Source organism: Azospirillum agricola, assembly GCF_017876095.1.
Classification (GTDB): domain Bacteria; phylum Pseudomonadota; class Alphaproteobacteria; order Azospirillales; family Azospirillaceae; genus Azospirillum; species Azospirillum agricola.
Genome location: NZ_JAGINM010000007.1, coordinates 221,944 through 241,209, shown reverse-complemented (window position 1 = coordinate 241,209; position 19,266 = coordinate 221,944). Strand labels below are relative to the sequence as shown.

The window sequence follows — 19,266 nt, the reverse complement described above, 5'->3', positions numbered from 1 at the left end:
GCGCCTACGCCGAATTGTAAGCGCCCGCTCAGGGAATGAGCGCGTCGAGATCGAAATCCCGCGCGAAAGCGACCATCGCGCCGCAGGCGGCGGTCGAGTTCACCCGCAGCACGCCGTTACCGACCACGGTCGGGAACTTGCTCTTCTGAAGGACCTGCTGCGCCTTTTCCAGGTCGGCGACGCGGACCACCATCCCGGCGAGGAAGGGGCGCGGAGTCGCGAAGGCCGGGTCGCTGGTCCAGGCCCAGTGCAGGCGGTCGGGGGAGGCCACCAGCAGCGGCACGTTGCCGGTGTCCACCACGCGGGCCGACCCGCGCTCGACGACCGGGGCGCCGAACAGACGGGCGTAGGCCCCGGCCGTCGCGTCCGGATCGTCGGCGGCGACCACGAGGGCGGCCAGCCCGGTGGCGCCGTTGGCGTGGTCCAGGCTGTCGGGCCGCCAGACGATGTCGGGGGTGTGATGCTGGCACAGGAAGACGCGCCCGCCGGGGGTGGCCCGCGGGTCGATCTGGGTGATGGTGAAGCGGGCGGCGCGGGCGCCGCCGGGCAGTTCGACCGGACGGCCGAAATCGACCGCCTCCTCCGCCGAAAAGCCGGCGGCGGCAAGCGGATCGCGGGCGGCGCGCGCGTCGGCGGTCTTCAGCGCCACGGCGGCGATGCCCTCGCGCTTCAGAAGGAAATCGGCGTAATGGGCGTTGGCCGGACGCTTTTCCTCGATGCCCAGCAGCTCGACATAGGTGTCGTCCCGGAACATCAGGGTGTGGTTGGCCGATTTCAGCTCGGTGTGATGGCCGCGCGGCGTCACGGTGAAGCCGAGCCGGCCGTAGGCGTCGCGCGCCGCGTCGAGATCGCGGACGGCGACGACCAGATGATCCAGTCCGGTGATTCCGTTGATGCTCATGGCGGCCCCGCTTCCTGGCTTGTCCTTGGTCGGGTCAGCGATAGAGCAGCCGTCCCGCCCCGGCAAGAGGCTTCGGAGCGCCGGGCGACGGGCCGGGAGACACTCCCCGGCCCGCCTCGATCACCCCTGGCGGATCACAGCGCCTGCTCAAGCTCCGGCACCGCCTTGAAGAGGTCGGCGACGAGGCCGTAATCGGCGACCTGGAAGATGGGCGCTTCCTCGTCCTTGTTGATGGCGACGATGACCTTGCTGTCCTTCATGCCGGCGAGGTGCTGGATGGCACCGGAAATGCCGACGGCGATGTACAGCTCGGGCGCCACGATCTTGCCGGTTTGCCCGACTTGGTAATCGTTCGGCACGAAGCCCGCGTCCACGGCGGCGCGCGAGGCGCCGACGGCGGCGCCCAGCTTGTCGGCCAGCGCCTCCAGCAGCGGGAAGTTCTCGCCCGACTGCATGCCGCGCCCGCCCGACACCACCACGCGGGCGGCGGTCAGCTCGGGACGCTCCGACTTGGTCAGCTCGGCCGAGACGAAACGCGACAGGCCGGCGGCCCCGGCGCCCGACACCGGCTCGACCGACGCCGAACCGCCGGTCGCGGCGGCGGTCTCGAAGGCGGTGGTCCGCACGGTGACGACCTTCACCGCGTCCTTCGACTGGACGGTGGCGATGGCGTTGCCGGCGTAGATCGGCCGCTCGAACGTGTCGGCCGAGACCACCCCGGTGATGTCCGAGATGGCGGCGACGTCGAGCAGGGCCGCGACGCGCGGAGCCAAGTTCTTGCCCACCGAGGTGGCGCCGGCCAGCACATGGCCGTAGCCGCCCTTGGCGGTGGCGACGACCAGCGGGGCGACGTCCTCGGGGAGTTGGTGCTCGTAAGCCGAATCGTCGGCCAGCAGGACCTTGGCGACGCCGGCGACCTTGGAGGCGGCCTCGGCGGCGGCCTGGGCCCCCTTGCCGGCGACCAGGACGTGGATGTCGCCGCCGATCGTGCCGGCGGCGGTGACGGCGTTCAGCGTGGCGGGCTTGAGCGTCGCGTTGTCGTGTTCGGCGACGACGAGAATGTTGGCCATGGTCAGATCATCCCCTCTCAGATCACCCGGGCTTCGGTCTTCAGCTTGTCGACCAGGGTCGCCACGTCGGCCACCTTGACGCCGGCCTTGCGCCTGGCCGGCTCGACCACCGTCAGCGTCGTCAGGCGCGGGGCGACATCGACGCCCAGGCTGTCCGGGGTGACGGTCTCCAGCGGCTTCTTCTTCGCCTTCATGATGTTGGGCAGCGAGGCGTAGCGCGGCTCGTTCAGCCGCAGGTCGGCGGTCACGATGGCCGGCAGCGTGAGGTCCACCGTCTCCAGCCCGCCGTCGATCTCGCGGGTCACCGCGACCGAGCCCTCGCCCGGCACGACCTTCGAGGCGAAGGTGCCCTGGCCCCAGCCGAGCAGCGCCGCCAGCATCTGGCCGGTCTGGTTGCAGTCGTCGTCGATCGCCTGCTTGCCGAGGATGACCAGCTGCGGCCCTTCCTTCTCGACCAGCGCCTTGAGCACCTTGGCGACGGCCAGCGGCTGGGTCTCGGCGTCGGTCTGCACCAGGATGGCGCGGTCGGCCCCCATGGCGAGCGCGGTGCGCAGCGTCTCCTGCGCCTGGGCCGGGCCGACCGACACGGCGACGATCTCGCTCGCCTTGCCGGCTTCCTTGAGGCGAACCGCTTCCTCGACGGCGATCTCGTCGAAGGGGTTCATGCTCATCTTCACGTTGGCGGTCTCGACGCCGCTGCCGTCCGCCTTCACGCGGATCTTGACGTTGTAGTCGACCACCCGCTTAACGGGCACCAGGATCCTCATGGCGCGCTCTCCTTCCTTGGATTGTTTTTTCGTATCGTACTGGCCGTATCGCACTGGTCAGGCGGCGGCGGACAGCGGCTGTCCGCGCCACGCGGCGACGGATTCGGGCATCGGCGGCGATTCGCCCGTCTCGCCCACGGCGGCCATCACCTCGGCCGGCGGCACGATGCGGCCACGCGCCAGGAAGGCGCCCTGCACCACCGCCAGCGCGGCGGTGCCGGAGGCGGTCTCCATGCGATGCTCGATGAAGATGTACTTGTCGTCCCAGCACAGGACGCGGGTGAGCAGGGTGAAGCGCTGGAACGGCTTCAGCGACCGGCGGAAACGGACGTTCGCGGCGCCGACCACCGGCTGCCAGCGGTTGCGCAGGACCGCGCGCCCCAGCCCGCCCCGGATGACCAGATCCGTCCGCCCGAGATCCATCAGGCTGAAATAGCGGGCGTTGGTCATGTGCATGTTGAGGTCGAGGTCGGTCGGCCAGACCCGGAACCTCAGCGGCACCTCGTCCAGAAGCCCCGTCCGGCGGCCACGCAGGACCGCGACCAGCGCTCCCGCCACCACGGCGACCAAGCGGAAGATCAGGTTCATGCCCGTCCTCCGCGCGTCGTCCGTTGTTTCATCATGCTCCGTTCCTCCCCCGGTGTCGGCCGACGACCGGGCGGCGCGGCGCCGTCCCGGTTCAGGCGTCCTTGGCGGCCTTGCGCTCCGCCAGGATGGTGGTGACTTGGTCCTCGATCTCCTTCAACTCCGCGACGGTGGTTTCCAGATCCTCGCGCTGCTGCGCCAGATCCTTCAACCGCTTCTGCACCCGCTTCAGCAGCGTCTTCTGCTGCTCGACGCCGCCGTCGACGTTGTAGAGGTCGAGGTATTCGCGGATTTCCGCCAGAGAGAAGCCAAGCCGCTTGCCGCGCAGGATCAGCTTCAGCCGGGCGCGGTCGCGCTTGGTGTAGACCCGGTTGTTGCCGACACGGTTGGGCGCCAGCAACCCCTTGACCTCGTAGAAGCGGAGAGCCCGCGGGGTGATTCCCAGCTCTTCCGCAAGCTGGTTGACCGTGTAGAGCTGTTCCATCCCTGGAATGACCTTTTTGTTCACGCCCGCCATGCCTGGGCCGCCACTGGGCCGCCACGCTTGGACCGGCTTCCGGCCGGTCCGCCGTTCGTAACACAGGCGCCGCGGCGTGATAAGGCTTCCCTTTACGTCTCCGTCAACAGGATGACTTGGCGTCAACCTACGGTCTTACCGGCCGCCTCGGCCACAAGCTCCTTCTTCGACAGCTTGCCGACGGCGGTCTTCGGCAACTCGGCGCGGAACTCGATGGCGGTCGGCATCTCGATGCGCGAGATCTTGTCGCGCAGGAAATCCTTGAGCTGCTCGGCCGTCAGTTCGGCCCCCGGCTTCAACTGGACGAAGGCCTTCGGCGTCTGGCCGCGATACTCGTCGGCCAAGCCGATGACGCAGACGGCGACCACGTCGGGGTGCTGGTAGATCGCCTCCTCGATCATGCGCGGATACACGTTGTAGCCGCTGCAAATGATGAGATCCTTCAACCGGTCGAGCAGAAAGACGTAACCGTCCCCGTCCATCGTCCCGACGTCGCCGGTGAACAGGAAGCCGTCGACGATGGTTCGGTCGGTCTCCTCGGCGCGGCCCCAATAGCCGGCCATGACGTTCGGCCCGGAGATCGCGACCTGCCCCTTCTCGCCAACGCCGAGCACCCGGGAGGGATCCTCCAGCCCGCGGATCTCGATGGTGATGCCCGGCAGCGGCAGGCCGATGGACCCCTCCTTGTTGGTGCCGGTCAGCGGGTTGGCGGCGCAGACCGGCGAGGCCTCCGACAGGCCGTAGCCCTCGATCAGCACGCAGCCGGTCGCCTGCTCGAACTGGCGCTTCAGTTCCATCGGCAGCGGCGCCCCGCCGGAGATGCAGTAGCGGATCGAGGTCAGTGCGTAGCGCCCGACCTGCGGGTGGCTCAGCAGCGCCTTGTACATGGTGGGCACGCCGGGCACGAGGGTCGGCTTGCGCCTGGCGATGGTCTTCAGCACCTGCTCGGTCTCGAAGCGCGGCAGCATGACCAGCTCCGCCCCGGCCGCCAGCCCCATGTTGAGGATCACCGTCATGGCGAAGACGTGGAAGAAGGGCAGCACCGCCAGCATCCGCTCCTGCCCCAGCGCCATGCCGGGGAACCACGCCGCCACCTGCCGGGCGTTGGCCAGCAGATTGTGATGGGTCAGCATGGCGCCCTTGGGCACGCCGGTGGTGCCGCCGGTGTATTGCAGCACGGCGACGTCGCGCAGCGCGTCGATGCGCACCGGCCTCACCGCGCCGTCGTTGGCGAGCAGCGCGTCGAAATCGACGTGGCGCCGGTCCCAGGCGATGGGAGCGACCTCGCTGCGCTTCAGCACGCGGAACAGCACGCCCTTGACCGTCGGCAGGATGGTCGGCATGCGGCAGACGACGACGGTCTTCAGCCGGGTGCGCTCCAGCATCAGGGCGACGCGCGGGTAGATCTGCTTCAGATCGAGCGTGACCATGATGTCGGTCTGCGAATCCTCGATCTGATGCTCCAGCTCGCGCTCGACGTAGAGCGGGTTGTAGTTCACCACCGTGCCGCCGGCCTTCAGCACCCCGTAATAGGCGATCACGTAGGTCGGCGAGTTCGGCAGGCACAGCCCGACCCGCACGCCCGAGCCGACGCCCATGTCCTGGAAGCCGCGCGCGGCGCGGTTCACCAGTTCCAGCACCTCGGCGTAGCTGTAGCGCCGCCCGAGGAAATCCAGGCAGGGCCGGTCGGCGTAGCGCTTGGCGGCGTCCTCGAAGAGCTGGTGCAGCGGGGTCGGCGCAAAGCTCTGGTCCCAGGCGATGTCGGCTGGATAATGGGCGAGCCACGGGCGGTTCACCGTGGCTCCGGAGGCAAACAGGTCGGTGGATGGGACGGATTGCGCAAGCGGTTCGGGCATCGGTTTCGCTCCCCTTGGCGACGGACGGTTCCCGGATCGTCGCCGCGTCGGTTGTCCCGCCGGCCGCCTGGAACGCTTTCGTTATGACATTGACGTATACGTAAACTTTGCCTACTGTCAAGAGCAGTCGCACGGACAATTTCGGAAGGAAGCTTTCATGGTCGACGACATCCTGAACGAGATGCGCAACCGCGCCACGACGCTGCGCAGCCTGAACGCCTCGGTGCGCTTCCTGCTGGGCAAGGACGGCCAGGTGATCCGGGTGGACGCCCGCACCAACCCGGTGAGCATCACCCAGGACGACGCCGAGGCCGACTGCACCATCCGCATCTCGCCGGAGAATCTGGCCAAGCTGATCGACGGCCGCCTGAACCCGATGCTGGCCTTCACCATGGGCAAGCTGAAGGTCGAGGGCTCGATGGGCATCGCCATGAAGCTGGCCCAGCTCCTCGACGAATAAGCGGCCGCCAAGAGCCGCTTTCGACACCCGTTCCAGACACCGGCCAGACATTGGGAGGAAACCATGACGACGATCGCGCGCCGCGCCACCCTGACGGCCGCCCTGCTGCTGCCGCTGCTGTCCGCCGCCCCCCTGGCCGGCGCCAGCGCCGCCGGGGCGGCCCGGAGCCAGACCTACCAGATCCTGATGGGCGAGGACCCCATCGGCACCGAACAGGTGACGGTGGAGCCGCAGGGCGACCGCACCAGGGTGACGGTCACCGCGACCACGCGGGTGAAGGTGCTGTTCGTCAACTTCCGCTACGACCACAAGCGGGAGGAACTGTGGAAGGGCAACGCGCTGGAGTCGATGCGCGCCACCACCGACGACGACGGCACGCCCCATTCCCTGGAGATGGTCCGCAAGGGCAATGGCTTCGCCCTGACCGTCGACGGCAAGACATCGGAGCTTCCGGCCGGCGCCCTGCCCCTGACCCTGTGGACCCCGGAGGTGTTGAAGCACCCGCAACTGATCTCCGTCATCGACGGGGCGCCCTACGGCGTGAGGACGCGGGCGGTCGGGAGCGAGACCGTCGAGGCCGGCGGCCGCAAGGTCGAGGCCCAGCATCACCGCATCGAAGGCGACGTCGAGCGCGACCTGTGGTTCGCCGCCGACGGGACGCTGCTGAAGACGCGCTTCAAACGCAGCGGCTATGATATCACCTACGTTCTGAAGTGATTTCCCATGAGGACGTGATGCCCATCTTCGTGTTCCCCGACGATCCGATCTGGAACGAGGAGGCCGACGCCGTTGAATTCGCGGTCGAGGTCGGGGAATACCAGGGCCGCGTCCTCGTGACCCGCCGCGTGCTCCAGGGCATCGTCGGCCACCGCCCGCAGCCGGACGAGGCGGTCCAGCAGGTCTGCATGAACCGTCAGCTGTTCGATCGAGCCGTCGAGCAGCGCATCACCGATCGCAAGCTCGACCCCGACGCCAACGTCCACCTGACCGGCCGGGACATCGCGCGGGCGGCGCGGTAAGGCTTTCCCGCTCGGCCCGGCTGAACTTGCCCGTGGGCAAAACACGCCGGGGCGGACGGCCGCCCGGCGTGGCGGGATCCGCAGGATACGGCTGGTTTCCAAAAAGGGAGGCGTGGCTTGCTTCTTGCTTGCGGTCGATGGCAATGGCGCACGCCGCAGAACCGCAAGGGGAACCCAGATGCAGATTCTCGATCAACGCCCGTCCACCGGTCTGGCCGGCCTTCTGGATAGGAGCAAGACGGCGGGCACGGGCCTACCAACCGATGCCAACCGCTTTTCGGACCTGCTGTCGGCCACGCAGGGCAACGCCGCCGCGCCGGAACCGGCCACCAAGACGGACGCCGCCCAGGAGGACGCCGAAACCATCGCGCGGATGCAGAAGGAGCTGGACGCCTACAAGCGGGAACGCGACGAGGTCGTCCGGAACCGGACCAGCGTGCCGCCGGCGTTCCAGATCGCCCTGCCCGCTACCGCCGAGGGCTACACGCCCTTCGTGACCCCCGACCAGCAGGCGCTGCTCGACCGCATCACGGACAGCTACATCGGGCGGCCGCAGCGGGATTTCGAAAAGATGTGGGAGGAGCTGGACGCAAACGGCGTCGGACCGGAGCAATTGGCGCGCACCGCGAAATATTTCGTCGGCCCCGACGGCGGCGTGGTCAGCCGCGCGGTGGCGATGGGCGGCGGACCGTCCACGAAACCGGCCAGCACCGCCTGGATGGCGTCCGCCCTCTGATCGCGGACGCCGGCTCCCCATCGGCCCGGCACCTCACCCGAGGCCGCCGGGCGGCGAGGCCCCTTACGCGACCCCCGCGTAGCGCCCGCGGAAATACAGCAGCGGGTTGCCGTCCTCGCGCGACCGCAGCCGGCGCACGCGCCCCACGATGATCACATGGTCGCCGCCGTCGAACAGATGGGCGCGGTCGCATTCCAGCGTCGCGAGGCAGTCCGACAGGATCGGCACGCCGGTGTCCCAGGTCTCGACCGCCACCTCGCTCCAGCGCTCCTGGAGATCCCGGCGGGAGAAGCGCGCCGACAGGGCCTCCTGATGGTCCGCCAGGATGTTGACCGCGAAGGACGGCGCCGTGGTGAAGGCGGCGAAGGACGCCGAGGCGCGCCCCAGGCAGAACTGCACCAGCGGCGGGTCGAGCGACACCGACGAGAAGGAGTTCACCGTCACGCCGACCGGCTGGCCATCGGGTTCGAGCGCGGTGATGACGGCGATGCCAGTGGCGAAGCAGCCCAGCGCGCTGCGGAACGCACGGGAATCGATCGGTTGGTCGGCGATCGGTCGGTCGGTGGTCATGGCGGCCTTTTTTTGGGGCTCGACGGTGTGGTGAGCCCTGGGGAGTAACCCAGCGGAACGGTGGGCGCAAGCGCTTCCCCATGCCGGAGAAAGGCTTTAAGACGATTTTAAGGAAGGTGAGGCAACCTTCTGCGGCGGCAAGTGGCCATGCGCGAGGCGGTGCCGCGCCCGGCAGATAACCCGGCCCATCGCTCCATCTTCGACGGACAGCATGAGCGCGACCCCCGGCGGCGGCGAACGCCCGATCATCATCAAGAAGAAGAAGGGCGGGCACGGCGGCCATCATGGCGGCGCGTGGAAGGTGGCCTACGCCGACTTCGTGACCGCGATGATGGCCTTCTTCCTGCTGCTGTGGCTGCTGAACGTCACCACCTCGGACCAGCGCAAGGGCATCGCCGACTATTTCTCCCCCGTCTCGGTCAGCCGCGAGCAGTCGGGCTCGGGCGGCATGCTGGGCGGCAAGACCATCACCGTGCCGGGCGCGCAGATTTCCCCCTCCTCGCCGATGTCGGCCGACGTGCCGGTCTCCGGCCCGCCCGGCTACTCCTCGCAGGAGACGGAGGATTCCGACGACCCGACCGAGGCCGCCGTCGGCCCCGGCGAGGGCACCGGCCCCGGCCGCGAGGGCCAGACCGGCGCCAACGCCTCGATGAGCGCCGCTGCCAGCGCCTCCCCGAGCGCCACAGAGCAGAAGGGCAGCGAATCCCGCGCCGACTACCAGCGCCGCATGGAGGAGATGGCCAAGCAGCTCGGCATCCCCGGCCAGAAGCCCGGCGAAAAGCTCTCCGACTTCGGCGAGCGGGTGAAGGAGGCGAGCGAGCATCTCCAGGACGCCCAGCAGGAGGCCAAGCAGTTCCAGCAGGCCGCCAGCGAGATCCGCCAGGCCATCCAGTCGGTGCCGGAGCTGGAGCCGCTGGCCCAGAACCTGATGATCGACCAGACGCCGGAGGGCCTGCGCATCCAGATCGTCGACCAGGACCGCGTGTCGATGTTCCCCGGCGGCTCCGGCCAGATGTACCCGCAGACCCGCCAGCTCGTGCAGCAGGTCGCCAAGGCGCTGGTCAAGCTGCCGAACAAGCTGTCGATCAGCGGCCACACCGACGGCACCCCCTTCCCCGCCGGATCGGGCCGCGACAACTGGGATCTGTCGAGCGAACGCGCCAACGCCACCCGCCGCGCGCTGATCGCCGGCGGGATCGACGAGGCGCGAATCCAGGACGTCGTCGGCAAGGCCGACCGCGACCCGCTGGCACCCGACCAGCCGGGCAGCCCGCGCAACCGCCGCATCAGCATGGTGCTGCTGCGCGAATCCCAGGCGGTCCCGGCCGCCGGCGGTGCCTCGGCCGCGTCCGCTGCGCCCGCCGCGACCAAAGCCTCACCGACACCGGCACCTAGGCGCTAAATTCTTTCGCAGTACCAGCCGAATTCTTGCTTTGCCCGTAGGCCGAGCAAGGAAACGCGTGTTTGCCCCTGTTCAAAGCGCGCGGCGATGCGTCATACTTGCTGCACAATCCGATGCCGCGGGGACGATGCCGCCCGGCGGCCGATGAATGGTCCGATACCAAGCGCGGGGGAGTCTGTGAGCGTACCCGAGGGCAAACCGTCAGACCTTTTGTCATCCTATGATCCCGGCCTGTATTTCGACGAACTGTTCGGAAGCATGGATTTGCCGGCCGAACACACGGCGCTGATACGGCAACGACTGTCGGGACTGGATTTCGATGAATTGCGCCGCCGGGCGCAGGATGTGGAGCGGGAACTCTACAATCTCGGCATCACCTTCATCGTCTACTCCGACAAGGACGCGGTCGACCGCATCCTCCCCTTCGACACCATTCCCCGCGTCATCTCGGCCAAGGAATGGGCGCATCTGGAAGCCGGGGTCACCCAGCGCGTCACCGCGCTCAACCTGTTCCTCCACGACATCTACCACGACCAGAAGATCCTCAAGGACGGCGTGATCCCGCGCGACCTGGTCGAGGGAAACCACAATTTCCGCCCGCAGATGATCGGGCTGGACGTTCCGTTCAACACCTACATCCACATCATGGGCACCGATCTGGTGCGCGACCGCCAGGGCACCTTCCGGGTGCTGGAGGACAACGGCCGGGTCCCGTCCGGCGTGTCCTACGTGGTCGAGAACCGCCACATGATGCAGCGGGTCTTCCCCGACCTGATGCAGGACATCGGCATCCGCCCGGTCGACAATTACGGCCACAAGCTGCTGGACGCGATGATGGAGATCGCGCCGCAGGGGGTGAGCGATCCGCAGGTGGCGCTGCTGTCGCCGGGCACCTACAACTCGGCCTATTTCGAGCACATATTCCTCGCCCGCGAGATGGGCGTGCCGCTGGTCGAGGGCCGCGATCTGGTGGTCGAGAACGACCGCGTCTACATGAAGACGACCAACGGCCTGGCGCCGTTGCACTCGATCTACCGGCGGCTCGACGACGCCTTCCTCGACCCGCGCGCCTTCAACCCGGACAGCCTGCTCGGCGTGCCCGGCATCCTGGAGGCCTACCGCAAGGGCAACGTGGCGCTCGCCAACGCCATCGGCACCGGGGTGGCCGACGACAAGGCGGTCTACTGCTACGTGCCGCGGATGATCAAATACTACCTGGACCAGGACCCGATCATCCCCAACGTCGACACCCGCATCTGCCGCGAGCCCGACGCCCTGCAATACACGCTCGACCATCTGGCCGAGCTGGTGGTCAAGCCGGTCGGCGAGGCCGGCGGCTACGGCATCACCATCGGTCCGCGCGCCAGCAAGGCCGAGCTGGAGGATTGCCGCGCCAAGCTGCTGGCCGACCCGTCCAACTACATCAGCCAGCCGGTGGTCGATCTGTCGGTCTGCCCGACCGTCACCGAGGACGGCATCGAGCCGCGCCACGTCGACCTGCGCCCCTTCGCCATCACCGCGAGGAACACCTGGGTTCTGCCCGGCGGCCTGTCGCGCGTCGCGCTGAAGAAGGGCACGCTGATCGTCAATTCGTCCCAGGGCGGCGGCTCGAAGGACACCTGGGTCTTGGAAGGTGCGGCATGAACCTGCTCGCCCGCTACGCCGAAAACATCTTCTGGATGGCCCGCTACATGGAGCGGGCCGAGAATCTCGCCCGCATCCTGGATGTGCACGAGAGCTTCGCACGCGACACGCGCGGGGCGACCAACTGGTTCTCGATCGTCCAGCTGAACGCGGACGAGAAGGACTTCTTCAGCCGCCACGACCGCCCGACGGCCACCGCGGTCATCCATTACTACATGTTCGACACGCAGAACCAGAATTCGCTGCTGTCGATGCTGCGGATGGCGCGGGAGAACGCGCGGACCCTGCGCCCCTGGATCTCGACCGAGATGTGGACGCAGATCAACGTGTTCCACAACAAGCTGCTGGAGATGTCGGCCAAGGGCATCGCCACCCAGAACCTGTCCAAGGTCTGCACCTGGATCAAGGAGGAGTGCCAGACCCACGCCGGCATCACCGAGGGCACCTTCTACCGCGACCAGGGCTGGTACTTCTACCAGATGGGCAAATACATCGAGCGGGCCGACCAGACGACGCGCCTGCTCGACATCAAGTACCACACCCTGCTGCCCTCGCCGGTGGAGGTCGGATCGACGCTGGACGTCAGCCAATGGACCACGGTGCTGCGCTCGACCGCCGGCTACCACGCCTTCCGGCGGGTCTACCCGCGCGGCATGTCGCCGACGACGGTCGCCGGCTTCATGCTGTTCAACGAGGGCTTCCCGCGCTCGGTCGTCATGTGCGTCCGCCAGATCGACGGGCTGCTGACCCGGATGCGCTCGCGCTACGACCTGCGCGGCGGCTCGAACGCCATGGAGCGGGTGGACGAGCTGCTGGCGGCCCTGCTGTCGCGGCCGATCGAATCGGTGCTGCGTGACGGGCTGCACGAGTATCTCGACTGGATCCAGTTGCAGCTCAACGTCGTCACCACCGAGATCGCCCAGGCCTTTTTTGGTATGGACGCGCCTCTGGCTGTTCAGAGCCAGTCGCAGTAAGCTGACCGGCGGGGGCCCCGAGCCCCCGCACCCTTCCCGCCCCTTCCCACCCGTTGGGGCGCCCGTCGAGGCAACACCTGTCAGCATGTCGGTCATCCAGCCGCCGCAACGCCCCTTGCAGCAATTCTTCCGGTCGGGGCCGATGCCCTGCCCCTACCTGCCGGGCCGTGTCGAGCGCAAGCTGTTCACCCGCCTGGTCGGCCCCTACGCGACCGAGGTGAACTCCACCCTGTCGCGCGCCGGCTTCCGCCGCAGCCACGACATCGTCTACCGCCCGGTCTGCCCGAACTGCCAGGCCTGCGTGCCGGTGCGGGTGCCGGTCGCCGAGTTCGCCCCGACACGCTCGCAGCGGCGGGTGATCAAGCTGAACCAGGATGTCCGGCTGATCGAGCGCCCGGCCTACGCGACCTCGGAGCAGTACCGGCTGTTCGCCCAGTACCAGAACTCCCGCCACGGCGAATCCGACATGGCGCGGATGGCGATGGGCGACTTCGCCGCGATGGTCGACGAGGGCCGCGCCGACACCAGCCTGCTGGAGGCGCGCGACGCCGAGAACCGGCTGATCGGCTGCATGCTGACCGACCGGCTGGCCGACGGCTTCTCCGCCGTCTACAGCTTCTACGACGCGACGCAGGACCGCCGCAGCCTGGGCACCCACATGATCCTCGGCCTGATCGAGCGGGCGCGGATGGCGGGCATGCCCTATGTCTATCTCGGCTACTGGATCGCCGACAGCCGCAAGATGGCCTACAAGGCGCGCTTCCACCCGCTGGAGGCGCTGGGTCCCGAAGGCTGGCACCGCCGCCCCCGCATCGACGACGACGAGGGCTGAGGACAGGCAGGATCGCCCGTCCCTGCGGACGTGTCCCGGATCAAGTCCGGGCATGACGAAACGGAAAGGCGCCGGCGTCGCCACCGGCTTCCTCCCCGTTCTTCAAAACCTGCCGCTCATGCCGCCTTGATGCGGACGATGAAGTTCTCGACGTCGTGGCGCAGGGTTTCGGCCTGCCGCGACAACTCGCCGGCGGCACCCAGAACCTGACCGGCGGCGCTCCCCGCCTCGCCCGCCGCCTGGGTGACCTGGATGATGCTGCCGGTCACCTCCTGCGTGCCGCAGGCGGCCTGCTGGACGCTGCGGGAGATTTCGTTGGTCGCCGCCGACTGCTCCTCGATGGCGGCGGCGATTCCGGTGGTGATGTCGTTGATGCTGCCGATGGTCTCGCCGATGCCGGCGATCGCCTGCACCACGCCCTGGGTCGTCTGCTGGATGGCGCTGATCTGCGACGCGATCTCCTCGGTGGCCTTCGCCGTCTGACCGGCGAGGCTCTTGACCTCCGACGCGACGACGGCAAAACCCTTGCCGGCCTCGCCGGCGCGGGCGGCCTCGATGGTCGCGTTCAGCGCCAGCAGGTTGGTCTGGCTGGCGATGTCGGTGATCAGCCCGACGACCTCGCCGATCTTCTGCGCGGCTTCCGACAGGCTGCGCACCGTCTCGCTGGTCCGCGCCGCCTCGCCCACCGCCTTGCCGGCGATGTCGGCCGAACGGATCACCTGGCCGCCGATCTCGCGGATCGAACTGGCCATCTCCTCGGTCGCGGTGGCGACCGTCTGCACGTTGGCGCTGGTCTGTTCGGCGGCCGATGCCACGACGTTGGCCTGGGCGTTGGTCTGCTCGGCCATCGCCGACATGCTGTGGGCGGTGGCGTCCAGTTCCGACGCGGCGGCGGCGACGGTGCGGAGCGCCGTGGAGGCCGACGCGTCGAACTCGACGACCATGCGGTCGATGGCCTCGGCACGGCGCTGCTTGGCCTGCTGCTCGGCAACCTGGATGGCGGCGAGGCGGTCGGCCTCGATCAGGCCGTCCTTGAAGACCTGGACGGCGCGCGCCATGGCACCGATCTCATCCTTCCGCTCGGTGCCGTCGATCGCCACGCCCATGTCATGGTCCGCCAGCCGCCCCATCACCCCGGTCATCGTCTGCACCGGACGGGCCACGGTGACGACGATCATCCAGCCCGCCGCGATGCAGCCGGCGACAACCGCCACCAACGCACCGATGATCCACAGGCGGCTGGAGAGGTAGATCGCCTCGCCGGCGTTGGCCGCCCGGATGGCCTCCCGCTGGTTGTAGCTGATCAGTTCCTCGAGGATCGCCTTCGACTTGCGGTGCTCGTCGCGCGACGCCCCGCGAAAGATTACCCCGGCCTTCTCGTTGTCGTTCTTGCGGGACAGCGGCAGGAGCTGCTGCGTGCTGATCGCAAGGTAATGGTTCCACGAGGCGTTGAACTTGCGGAAGGTTTCCGTTTCCCAGCCGGGAGTCAGCAGCCTCTCGTAAGCCTTGATCTTCTCGGCGATGGAGCGGGCGGTCTCTTCCAGCGTGCGGTCCTCGGTCGCGATCTCCTCGGGCGTCGTCGCCATCACATGGGCGCCCTCGACCACCCGGTAGAAGTCGAAGGCGATGTTGAGGCCGGCGATCGCCGTCGCCGAGGGCAGCCAATTGTCGCGGATGGCCGCAGCCTCGTCGTTGACCACCGACAGGCGGTTGACGGCGAAGCCGCCAAGAGCGACGGCGCACAGCAGCACGACCGAGAAGGCCCCGATCGCCTTCTGTTTCACCGATGCGTTCGACAACCAGGACATCTTCCGCCACTCCCTTATTCTTGCCCGGTCCCGTCGGCGGCCGGCTCTCGATGCGGAAACCGCGATCCGACGGCGGGAAAAGAGCGTCCGATCCGCTCATGAGGGCGTGGAAAGCAAGGGCTGTGCCGCAGTCCAGCGATGGTTCAGTCGCAACAATTTTGGCATGTTCAACAATACCTTGGAGGCACCACTCGCCAGGTTGGGCAATCAAGCCCGCTGCTTCACGCCTGGACAAATGGGATCCTTTCGGAATCTGCCTCGCGAAATGCAAAAACGAACCCGCCAGCTCACATCTAGGTGATTCCACGTAGCTCCTTCGTATCCCTTGCAAGCATCTGACCGGAAATGGATATTCCTGCCCAAACTGATCTTTTGGTGTACCCTCTTTCCGCGGGACGTCGCTTCGCGGCGCGGACACGCGGCAGCAACAAAAGGAAACGGGCCGGCTCGACCGCGCCCCTGCAACAGGGAGGCTTCTCCGTTGGGAGTCCTGCTCAAAATCAGCGGGCTGATCGATGCCGTGAATGACGGCATCGGCAAACTCGTCTATTGGCTGGTGCTCGTCGCCGTGATCGTCAGTTCCGGCAACGCGGTGATCCGATACACGTTCAACACAAGCTCCAACGCCTGGCTGGAGCTGCAATGGTATCTGTTCTCGGCGGTGTTTCTGCTGTGCGCGGGCTACACGTTCCTGCGCAACGAGCACATCCGCATCGACGTCGTGCTCGGCCGCTTTTCCAAGCGGGTGCAGGCGGCGGTCGACGTCTTCGGGATCCTGTTCTTCATGCTCCCGATGGCGGTCCTGATCATGGTCCTGTCCTGGCCGATGTTCAAGGACAGCTTCCTCACCAACGAGATGTCGAGCGACGCCGGCGGGCTGATCCGCTGGCCCGCCAAGCTCCTGGTTCCGGTCGGTTTCTTCCTGCTGACCGCGCAAGGGGTGTCCGAACTGATCAAGCGCATCGCCTTCCTCGCCGGCGTCATCGACGAGCCGGGCGAGAAGATGCACGGCCACTCTTAAGCACCGGGAGCCACACAGGATGCTCGCTTTCATAGCCGAGAATTTGGCGCCGGTGATGTTCGGCGCCCTGGTTCTGTTTCTTCTGATGGGGTTTCCGGTCGCCTTCGCGCTGGCGGCCAACGGCCTGGTCTTCGGCCTGATCGGCATCGAGCTGGGGCTGCTGACCCCGGCGCTGATGCAGGCGCTGCCGGAACGCGTGTTCGGCATCATGCGCAACGACACGCTGCTGGCGATTCCCTTCTTCACCTTCATGGGCCTGATCCTTGAACGGTCGGGCATGGCCGAGGATCTGCTCGACACCATCGGCCAGCTCTTCGGCCCGATCCGCGGCGGCCTCGCCTTCGCGGTCATCTTCGTCGGCGCGCTGCTGGCGGCGACCACCGGCGTGGTGGCGGCCTCCGTCATCTCGATGGGCCTGATCTCGCTGCCGATCATGCTGCGCTACGGCTACGACCGGCGGATCGCCAGCGGCGTCATCGCCGCGTCGGGCACGCTGGCGCAGATCATCCCGCCCTCGCTGGTGCTGATCGTGCTGGCCGACCAGCTCGGCCGCTCGGTCGGCGACATGTACGCCGGCGCGCTGATCCCCGGCCTCGTGCTGACCGGCCTCTACGCCGGTTACATCATCCTCACCGCCATCATCCGTCCGGAAGCCGTCCCAGCCCTGCCGATGGAGGCGCGGACGCTGCAAGGCGCCAAGCTGTTCCTGCGCGTCATCACCACGCTGGTGCCGCCGCTGGTGCTGATCTTCCTGGTGCTCGGCACCATCTTCCTCGGCATCGCCACCCCGACCGAGGGCGGCGCCATGGGTGCCTCCGGCGCCATCCTGCTGGCGCTCGCCAAGAGGAAGCTCGGCTGGGCGCTGCTGCGCCAGGCGATGGATTCGACGGCGAAGCTGTCCTCCTTCGTGCTGTTCATCCTGATCGGCTCGACCGTGTTCGGCCTCGTCTTCCGCGCGGTCAACGGCGACCTGTGGGTCGAGCATCTGCTGACCGGCCTGCCCGGCGGCCAGCTCGGCTTCCTGATCGTCTGCAACGTCCTGGTCTTCATCCTCGCCTTCTTCCTGGACTTCTTCGAGCTGGCCTTCATCATCGTGCCGCTGCTGGGGCCGGTGGCGGACAAGCTGGGCATCGACCTGATCTGGTTCGGCGTCCTGCTCGGCGTCAACATGCAGACCAGCTTCATGCACCCGCCCTTCGGCTTCGCGCTGTTCTTCCTGCGCAGCGTGGCGCCGAAGACCGACTACATCGACAAGATCACCGGCAAGCTGACCGCAAAGGTCACCACCGGCCAGATCTACTGGGGCGCGGTTCCCTTCGTCATCATCCAGCTGATCATGGTGGCGCTGGTCATCGCCTTCCCCAGCCTGGTCGACGCCGGCCTGGATCGCGGACCGGCCATCGATCTCGACAAGGTGAAGATCGAGATCCCGTCCTTCGAGGACAACGCCCCCCCGCCCTTCCCCGGGCAGGAGGACGACCCGAACAACGACATCATGAAGCAGTTTCAACAGAAGTGACGCGTCACGGAGATGATGCGAAGGAGGGGCCGGAGTTTTCCGGCCCCTTCTTCTTTGGCAGGAAGCTCTTGAAGGGCGGCCACGAAAAAAGGCCCCGCGCGCGCGGGGCCTTTTTCCGATCTCCTTGCACCACGGACCTTCCAACGGCGGCACGCCCGTGCTCGGCACAGGCATCCATGGGCAAGCTTCAAGTTTCCGCGTGGATGACCGGGCAGAGCCCGGTCATGACGATCGATACGGAAAAAGCACCGCCTATTTCTTCGAAGCCAGCGGGCCAGCGGCGTAGACGAAGCGGTCGAAGCTGTATTCCGCGACGCGGAACCACAGATACTCCTCCTCGCGGAATTTGCGCCACTGCTCGTAGATCTTGCGGAACTTCTCGTTCTTGGCCGCCTCTTCCTCGTAGGTCTCGATGGCGGCCTGGTAGCAGGCCTGCATGACCTCGTTCGGGAAGGGGCGGAGCTGCGTCCCGGCGGCGACCAGACGCTTCAGCGCCAGCATGTTCTGGACATCGTACTTGCCCAGCATATCGAGCGTCGCGTCGGAGCAGGCCGCCTCCAGCGCCGCCTTGTAATGCTTCGGCAGCGCATCGTACTGCGCCTGGTTGACCATCATCGACACCTGCGGGCCGCCTTCCCACCAGCCCGGATAGTAGTAGTACTTGGCGACCTTCTGGAAGCCGAGCTTCTCATCGTCGTAGGGACCGACGAACTCGGCGCTGTCGATGGTGCCCTTCTCCAGCGCCGGGTAGATGTCGCCGCCGCCGATCTGCTGCGGGACGACGCCCAGCTTGGCCATGATCGTGCCGGCGTAGCCGCCGATGCGGAACTTCAGGCCCTTCAGATCCTCGACGGTCTTGATCTCCTTGCGGAACCAGCCGCCCATCTGGGTGCCGGTGTTGCCGGCGCAGAACTGGACGATGTTGTGGCCGGCGAAGAACTCGCGCATCAGCTCCTTGCCGCCGCCATGGGTCATCCAGGCGTTCTGCTGGCGGGCGTTCAGGCCGAAGGGCATCGCCGCGTCGAAGCAGAAGGTCGGATCCTTGCCGACATAGTAATAGGAGACGGTGTGGCCGCACTCGATGGTGTTGTCCTTCACCGCGTCCAGCACCTGGAGCGCCGGAACGATCTCGCCGCCGGCGAAGACGCGGATCTGGAACTTGCCCTCGGTGATTTCGGCGACCCGCTTGGCGACGAACTCGGCACCGCCGTAGATGGTGTCCAGGCTCTTGGGAAAGCTGGAGGCGCAGCGCCACTTGATCTCGGGGTTGCTTTGCGCGATGGCCGGCGCGGCCAGCGTGCTGGCGGCGACGCCCACACCGGCGGAGGTCAGAAAAGCCCGACGTTTCATGGAGAAGACTCCCTTGTTCATTTTCTGTTTTGAGTTTTTTCAGCGTGTCCGCACCCCATCGTGCCGCCCGGTTCCGGAGCGGCCCGAAGGAACGGGCAAGGAAAGCGGGAAAATCGGGGTGCGTGGCTGATCGTTCCGGACGGTGCGGCCGCTCCACCCCAGCTTTCTTTCGCTGATCGGATTATGCAGGAACCGGATGGTCCCGATCAAGGCCCAACGAAAAATGCGTGTATTT

Annotated in this window: 19 protein-coding genes; 10 read left to right on the top strand and 9 right to left on the bottom strand. The window is 67.3% G+C overall.

The features are described 5' to 3' along the window. Positions 1-28: 28 nt before the first annotated feature. From J2847_RS12755 to J2847_RS12730, 6 genes are all read right to left on the bottom strand, one after another. Positions 29-901, bottom strand: coding sequence for a VOC family protein (locus J2847_RS12755; protein ID WP_209779328.1), 873 nt, complete (start codon positions 899-901; stop codon positions 29-31). A 134-nt stretch (positions 902-1,035) separates the two neighbouring features. Continuing rightward, positions 1,036-1,971 (bottom strand): electron transfer flavoprotein subunit alpha/FixB family protein, encoded by a 936-nt coding sequence (locus J2847_RS12750; protein ID WP_209779327.1) that lies wholly within the window; start codon positions 1,969-1,971, stop codon positions 1,036-1,038. 17 nt (positions 1,972-1,988) lie between these two features. Continuing rightward, positions 1,989-2,738 carry an electron transfer flavoprotein subunit beta/FixA family protein gene (locus tag J2847_RS12745; RefSeq protein WP_209779326.1) on the bottom strand — a complete coding sequence of 250 codons (750 nt, stop codon included), beginning with the start codon at positions 2,736-2,738 and terminating at the stop codon, positions 1,989-1,991. 57 nt (positions 2,739-2,795) lie between these two features. Next, on the bottom strand, positions 2,796-3,326 hold the full coding sequence (locus J2847_RS12740) for a thioesterase family protein (protein ID WP_085556998.1): 531 nt from the start codon (positions 3,324-3,326) through the stop codon (positions 2,796-2,798). A gap of 91 nt (positions 3,327-3,417) precedes the next feature. Continuing rightward, complete coding sequence (locus J2847_RS12735) at positions 3,418-3,807, bottom strand: MerR family transcriptional regulator (RefSeq protein WP_209779325.1); 390 nt, start codon at positions 3,805-3,807, stop codon at positions 3,418-3,420. Positions 3,808-3,962: 155 nt separating this feature from the next. Beyond that, positions 3,963-5,696, bottom strand: coding sequence for a long-chain-fatty-acid--CoA ligase (locus J2847_RS12730; RefSeq protein WP_209779324.1), 1,734 nt, complete (start codon positions 5,694-5,696; stop codon positions 3,963-3,965). Between the two features lie 157 nt (positions 5,697-5,853). On the opposite strand from J2847_RS12730, the gene J2847_RS12725 reads away from it, so the two are divergent. From J2847_RS12725 to J2847_RS12710, 4 genes are all read left to right on the top strand, one after another. Then, positions 5,854-6,156: an SCP2 sterol-binding domain-containing protein gene (locus J2847_RS12725; RefSeq protein WP_209779323.1), complete on the top strand. Its 303-nt coding sequence runs from the start codon at positions 5,854-5,856 to the stop codon at positions 6,154-6,156. Positions 6,157-6,219: 63 nt separating this feature from the next. Further along, the gene (locus J2847_RS12720) at positions 6,220-6,873 is read left to right on the top strand and encodes a DUF6134 family protein (protein ID WP_209779322.1); all 654 of its coding nucleotides are present in this window, start codon (positions 6,220-6,222) and stop codon (positions 6,871-6,873) included. A 17-nt stretch (positions 6,874-6,890) separates the two neighbouring features. Further along, complete coding sequence (locus tag J2847_RS12715; protein ID WP_209779321.1) at positions 6,891-7,175, top strand: DUF1488 family protein; 285 nt, start codon at positions 6,891-6,893, stop codon at positions 7,173-7,175. Between the two features lie 178 nt (positions 7,176-7,353). After that, a complete protein-coding gene (locus tag J2847_RS12710; protein ID WP_209779320.1) occupies positions 7,354-7,911 on the top strand; it encodes a hypothetical protein in 558 nt (185 codons plus the stop codon). A 63-nt stretch (positions 7,912-7,974) separates the two neighbouring features. Here the strand turns inward: J2847_RS12710 and J2847_RS12705 are convergent, their stop codons facing one another. Beyond that, entirely contained in the window at positions 7,975-8,481 is a 507-nt protein-coding gene (locus J2847_RS12705; protein WP_209779319.1) for a flavin reductase family protein, read from the bottom strand. Between the two features lie 211 nt (positions 8,482-8,692). Between J2847_RS12705 and J2847_RS12700 the strand changes: the two genes are divergently transcribed. The 4 genes from J2847_RS12700 to J2847_RS12685 all read left to right on the top strand — a co-directional run bounded on the left by J2847_RS12700 (position 8,693) and on the right by J2847_RS12685 (position 13,333). After that, positions 8,693-9,883: a flagellar motor protein MotB gene (locus tag J2847_RS12700; RefSeq protein ID WP_209779318.1), complete on the top strand. Its 1,191-nt coding sequence runs from the start codon at positions 8,693-8,695 to the stop codon at positions 9,881-9,883. Between the two features lie 258 nt (positions 9,884-10,141). After that, a complete protein-coding gene (locus tag J2847_RS12695) occupies positions 10,142-11,527 on the top strand; it encodes a circularly permuted type 2 ATP-grasp protein (RefSeq protein WP_233474484.1) in 1,386 nt (461 codons plus the stop codon). Further along, positions 11,524-12,501 (top strand): alpha-E domain-containing protein, encoded by a 978-nt coding sequence (locus J2847_RS12690; protein WP_209779316.1) that lies wholly within the window; start codon positions 11,524-11,526, stop codon positions 12,499-12,501. Before J2847_RS12695 ends, J2847_RS12690 begins: the two co-directional genes overlap by 4 nt. Before the next feature lie 85 nt (positions 12,502-12,586). Further along, entirely contained in the window at positions 12,587-13,333 is a 747-nt protein-coding gene (locus tag J2847_RS12685) for an arginyltransferase (protein ID WP_209779315.1), read from the top strand. A gap of 116 nt (positions 13,334-13,449) precedes the next feature. On the opposite strand, the gene J2847_RS12680 is transcribed toward J2847_RS12685, so the two are convergent. Continuing rightward, positions 13,450-15,141 carry a HAMP domain-containing methyl-accepting chemotaxis protein gene (locus J2847_RS12680; protein ID WP_209779314.1) on the bottom strand — a complete coding sequence of 564 codons (1,692 nt, stop codon included), beginning with the start codon at positions 15,139-15,141 and terminating at the stop codon, positions 13,450-13,452. Positions 15,142-15,622: 481 nt separating this feature from the next. Here J2847_RS12680 and J2847_RS12675 point away from each other — a divergent pair, with 481 nt between their 5' ends. After that, positions 15,623-16,162, top strand: a complete 540-nt coding sequence (locus tag J2847_RS12675; RefSeq protein ID WP_209779313.1) for a TRAP transporter small permease subunit — start codon at positions 15,623-15,625, stop codon at positions 16,160-16,162. Between the two features lie 19 nt (positions 16,163-16,181). After that, entirely contained in the window at positions 16,182-17,681 is a 1,500-nt protein-coding gene (locus J2847_RS12670) for a TRAP transporter large permease (RefSeq protein WP_209779312.1), read from the top strand. 252 nt (positions 17,682-17,933) lie between these two features. Here J2847_RS12670 and J2847_RS12665 read toward each other — a convergent pair whose 3' ends face one another. Beyond that, complete coding sequence (locus J2847_RS12665; RefSeq protein WP_085557377.1) at positions 17,934-19,031, bottom strand: TRAP transporter substrate-binding protein; 1,098 nt, start codon at positions 19,029-19,031, stop codon at positions 17,934-17,936. Positions 19,032-19,266 lie beyond the last annotated feature (235 nt).

What these genes read in the sequence shown, in the direction of transcription:
- J2847_RS12750 (WP_209779327.1), bottom strand. Translation starts at nt 1,971, where the DNA reads ATGGCCAACATTCTCGTCGTCGCCGAACACGACAACGCGACGCTCAAG.
- J2847_RS12730 (WP_209779324.1), bottom strand. Translation starts at nt 5,696, where the DNA reads ATGCCCGAACCGCTTGCGCAATCCGTCCCATCCACCGACCTGTTTGCC.
- J2847_RS12700 (WP_209779318.1), top strand. Translation starts at nt 8,693, where the DNA reads ATGAGCGCGACCCCCGGCGGCGGCGAACGCCCGATCATCATCAAGAAG.
- J2847_RS12670 (WP_209779312.1), top strand. Translation starts at nt 16,182, where the DNA reads ATGCTCGCTTTCATAGCCGAGAATTTGGCGCCGGTGATGTTCGGCGCC.
- J2847_RS12695 (WP_233474484.1), top strand. Translation starts at nt 10,142, where the DNA reads ATGGATTTGCCGGCCGAACACACGGCGCTGATACGGCAACGACTGTCG.
- J2847_RS12685 (WP_209779315.1), top strand. Translation starts at nt 12,587, where the DNA reads ATGTCGGTCATCCAGCCGCCGCAACGCCCCTTGCAGCAATTCTTCCGG.
- J2847_RS12755 (WP_209779328.1), bottom strand. Translation starts at nt 901, where the DNA reads ATGAGCATCAACGGAATCACCGGACTGGATCATCTGGTCGTCGCCGTC.
- J2847_RS12735 (WP_209779325.1), bottom strand. Translation starts at nt 3,807, where the DNA reads ATGGAACAGCTCTACACGGTCAACCAGCTTGCGGAAGAGCTGGGAATC.
- J2847_RS12705 (WP_209779319.1), bottom strand. Translation starts at nt 8,481, where the DNA reads ATGACCACCGACCGACCGATCGCCGACCAACCGATCGATTCCCGTGCG.
- J2847_RS12740 (WP_085556998.1), bottom strand. Translation starts at nt 3,326, where the DNA reads ATGAACCTGATCTTCCGCTTGGTCGCCGTGGTGGCGGGAGCGCTGGTC.
- J2847_RS12665 (WP_085557377.1), bottom strand. Translation starts at nt 19,031, where the DNA reads ATGAAACGTCGGGCTTTTCTGACCTCCGCCGGTGTGGGCGTCGCCGCC.
- J2847_RS12725 (WP_209779323.1), top strand. Translation starts at nt 5,854, where the DNA reads ATGGTCGACGACATCCTGAACGAGATGCGCAACCGCGCCACGACGCTG.
- J2847_RS12710 (WP_209779320.1), top strand. Translation starts at nt 7,354, where the DNA reads ATGCAGATTCTCGATCAACGCCCGTCCACCGGTCTGGCCGGCCTTCTG.
- J2847_RS12690 (WP_209779316.1), top strand. Translation starts at nt 11,524, where the DNA reads ATGAACCTGCTCGCCCGCTACGCCGAAAACATCTTCTGGATGGCCCGC.
- J2847_RS12745 (WP_209779326.1), bottom strand. Translation starts at nt 2,738, where the DNA reads ATGAGGATCCTGGTGCCCGTTAAGCGGGTGGTCGACTACAACGTCAAG.
- J2847_RS12680 (WP_209779314.1), bottom strand. Translation starts at nt 15,141, where the DNA reads ATGTCCTGGTTGTCGAACGCATCGGTGAAACAGAAGGCGATCGGGGCC.
- J2847_RS12715 (WP_209779321.1), top strand. Translation starts at nt 6,891, where the DNA reads ATGCCCATCTTCGTGTTCCCCGACGATCCGATCTGGAACGAGGAGGCC.
- J2847_RS12720 (WP_209779322.1), top strand. Translation starts at nt 6,220, where the DNA reads ATGACGACGATCGCGCGCCGCGCCACCCTGACGGCCGCCCTGCTGCTG.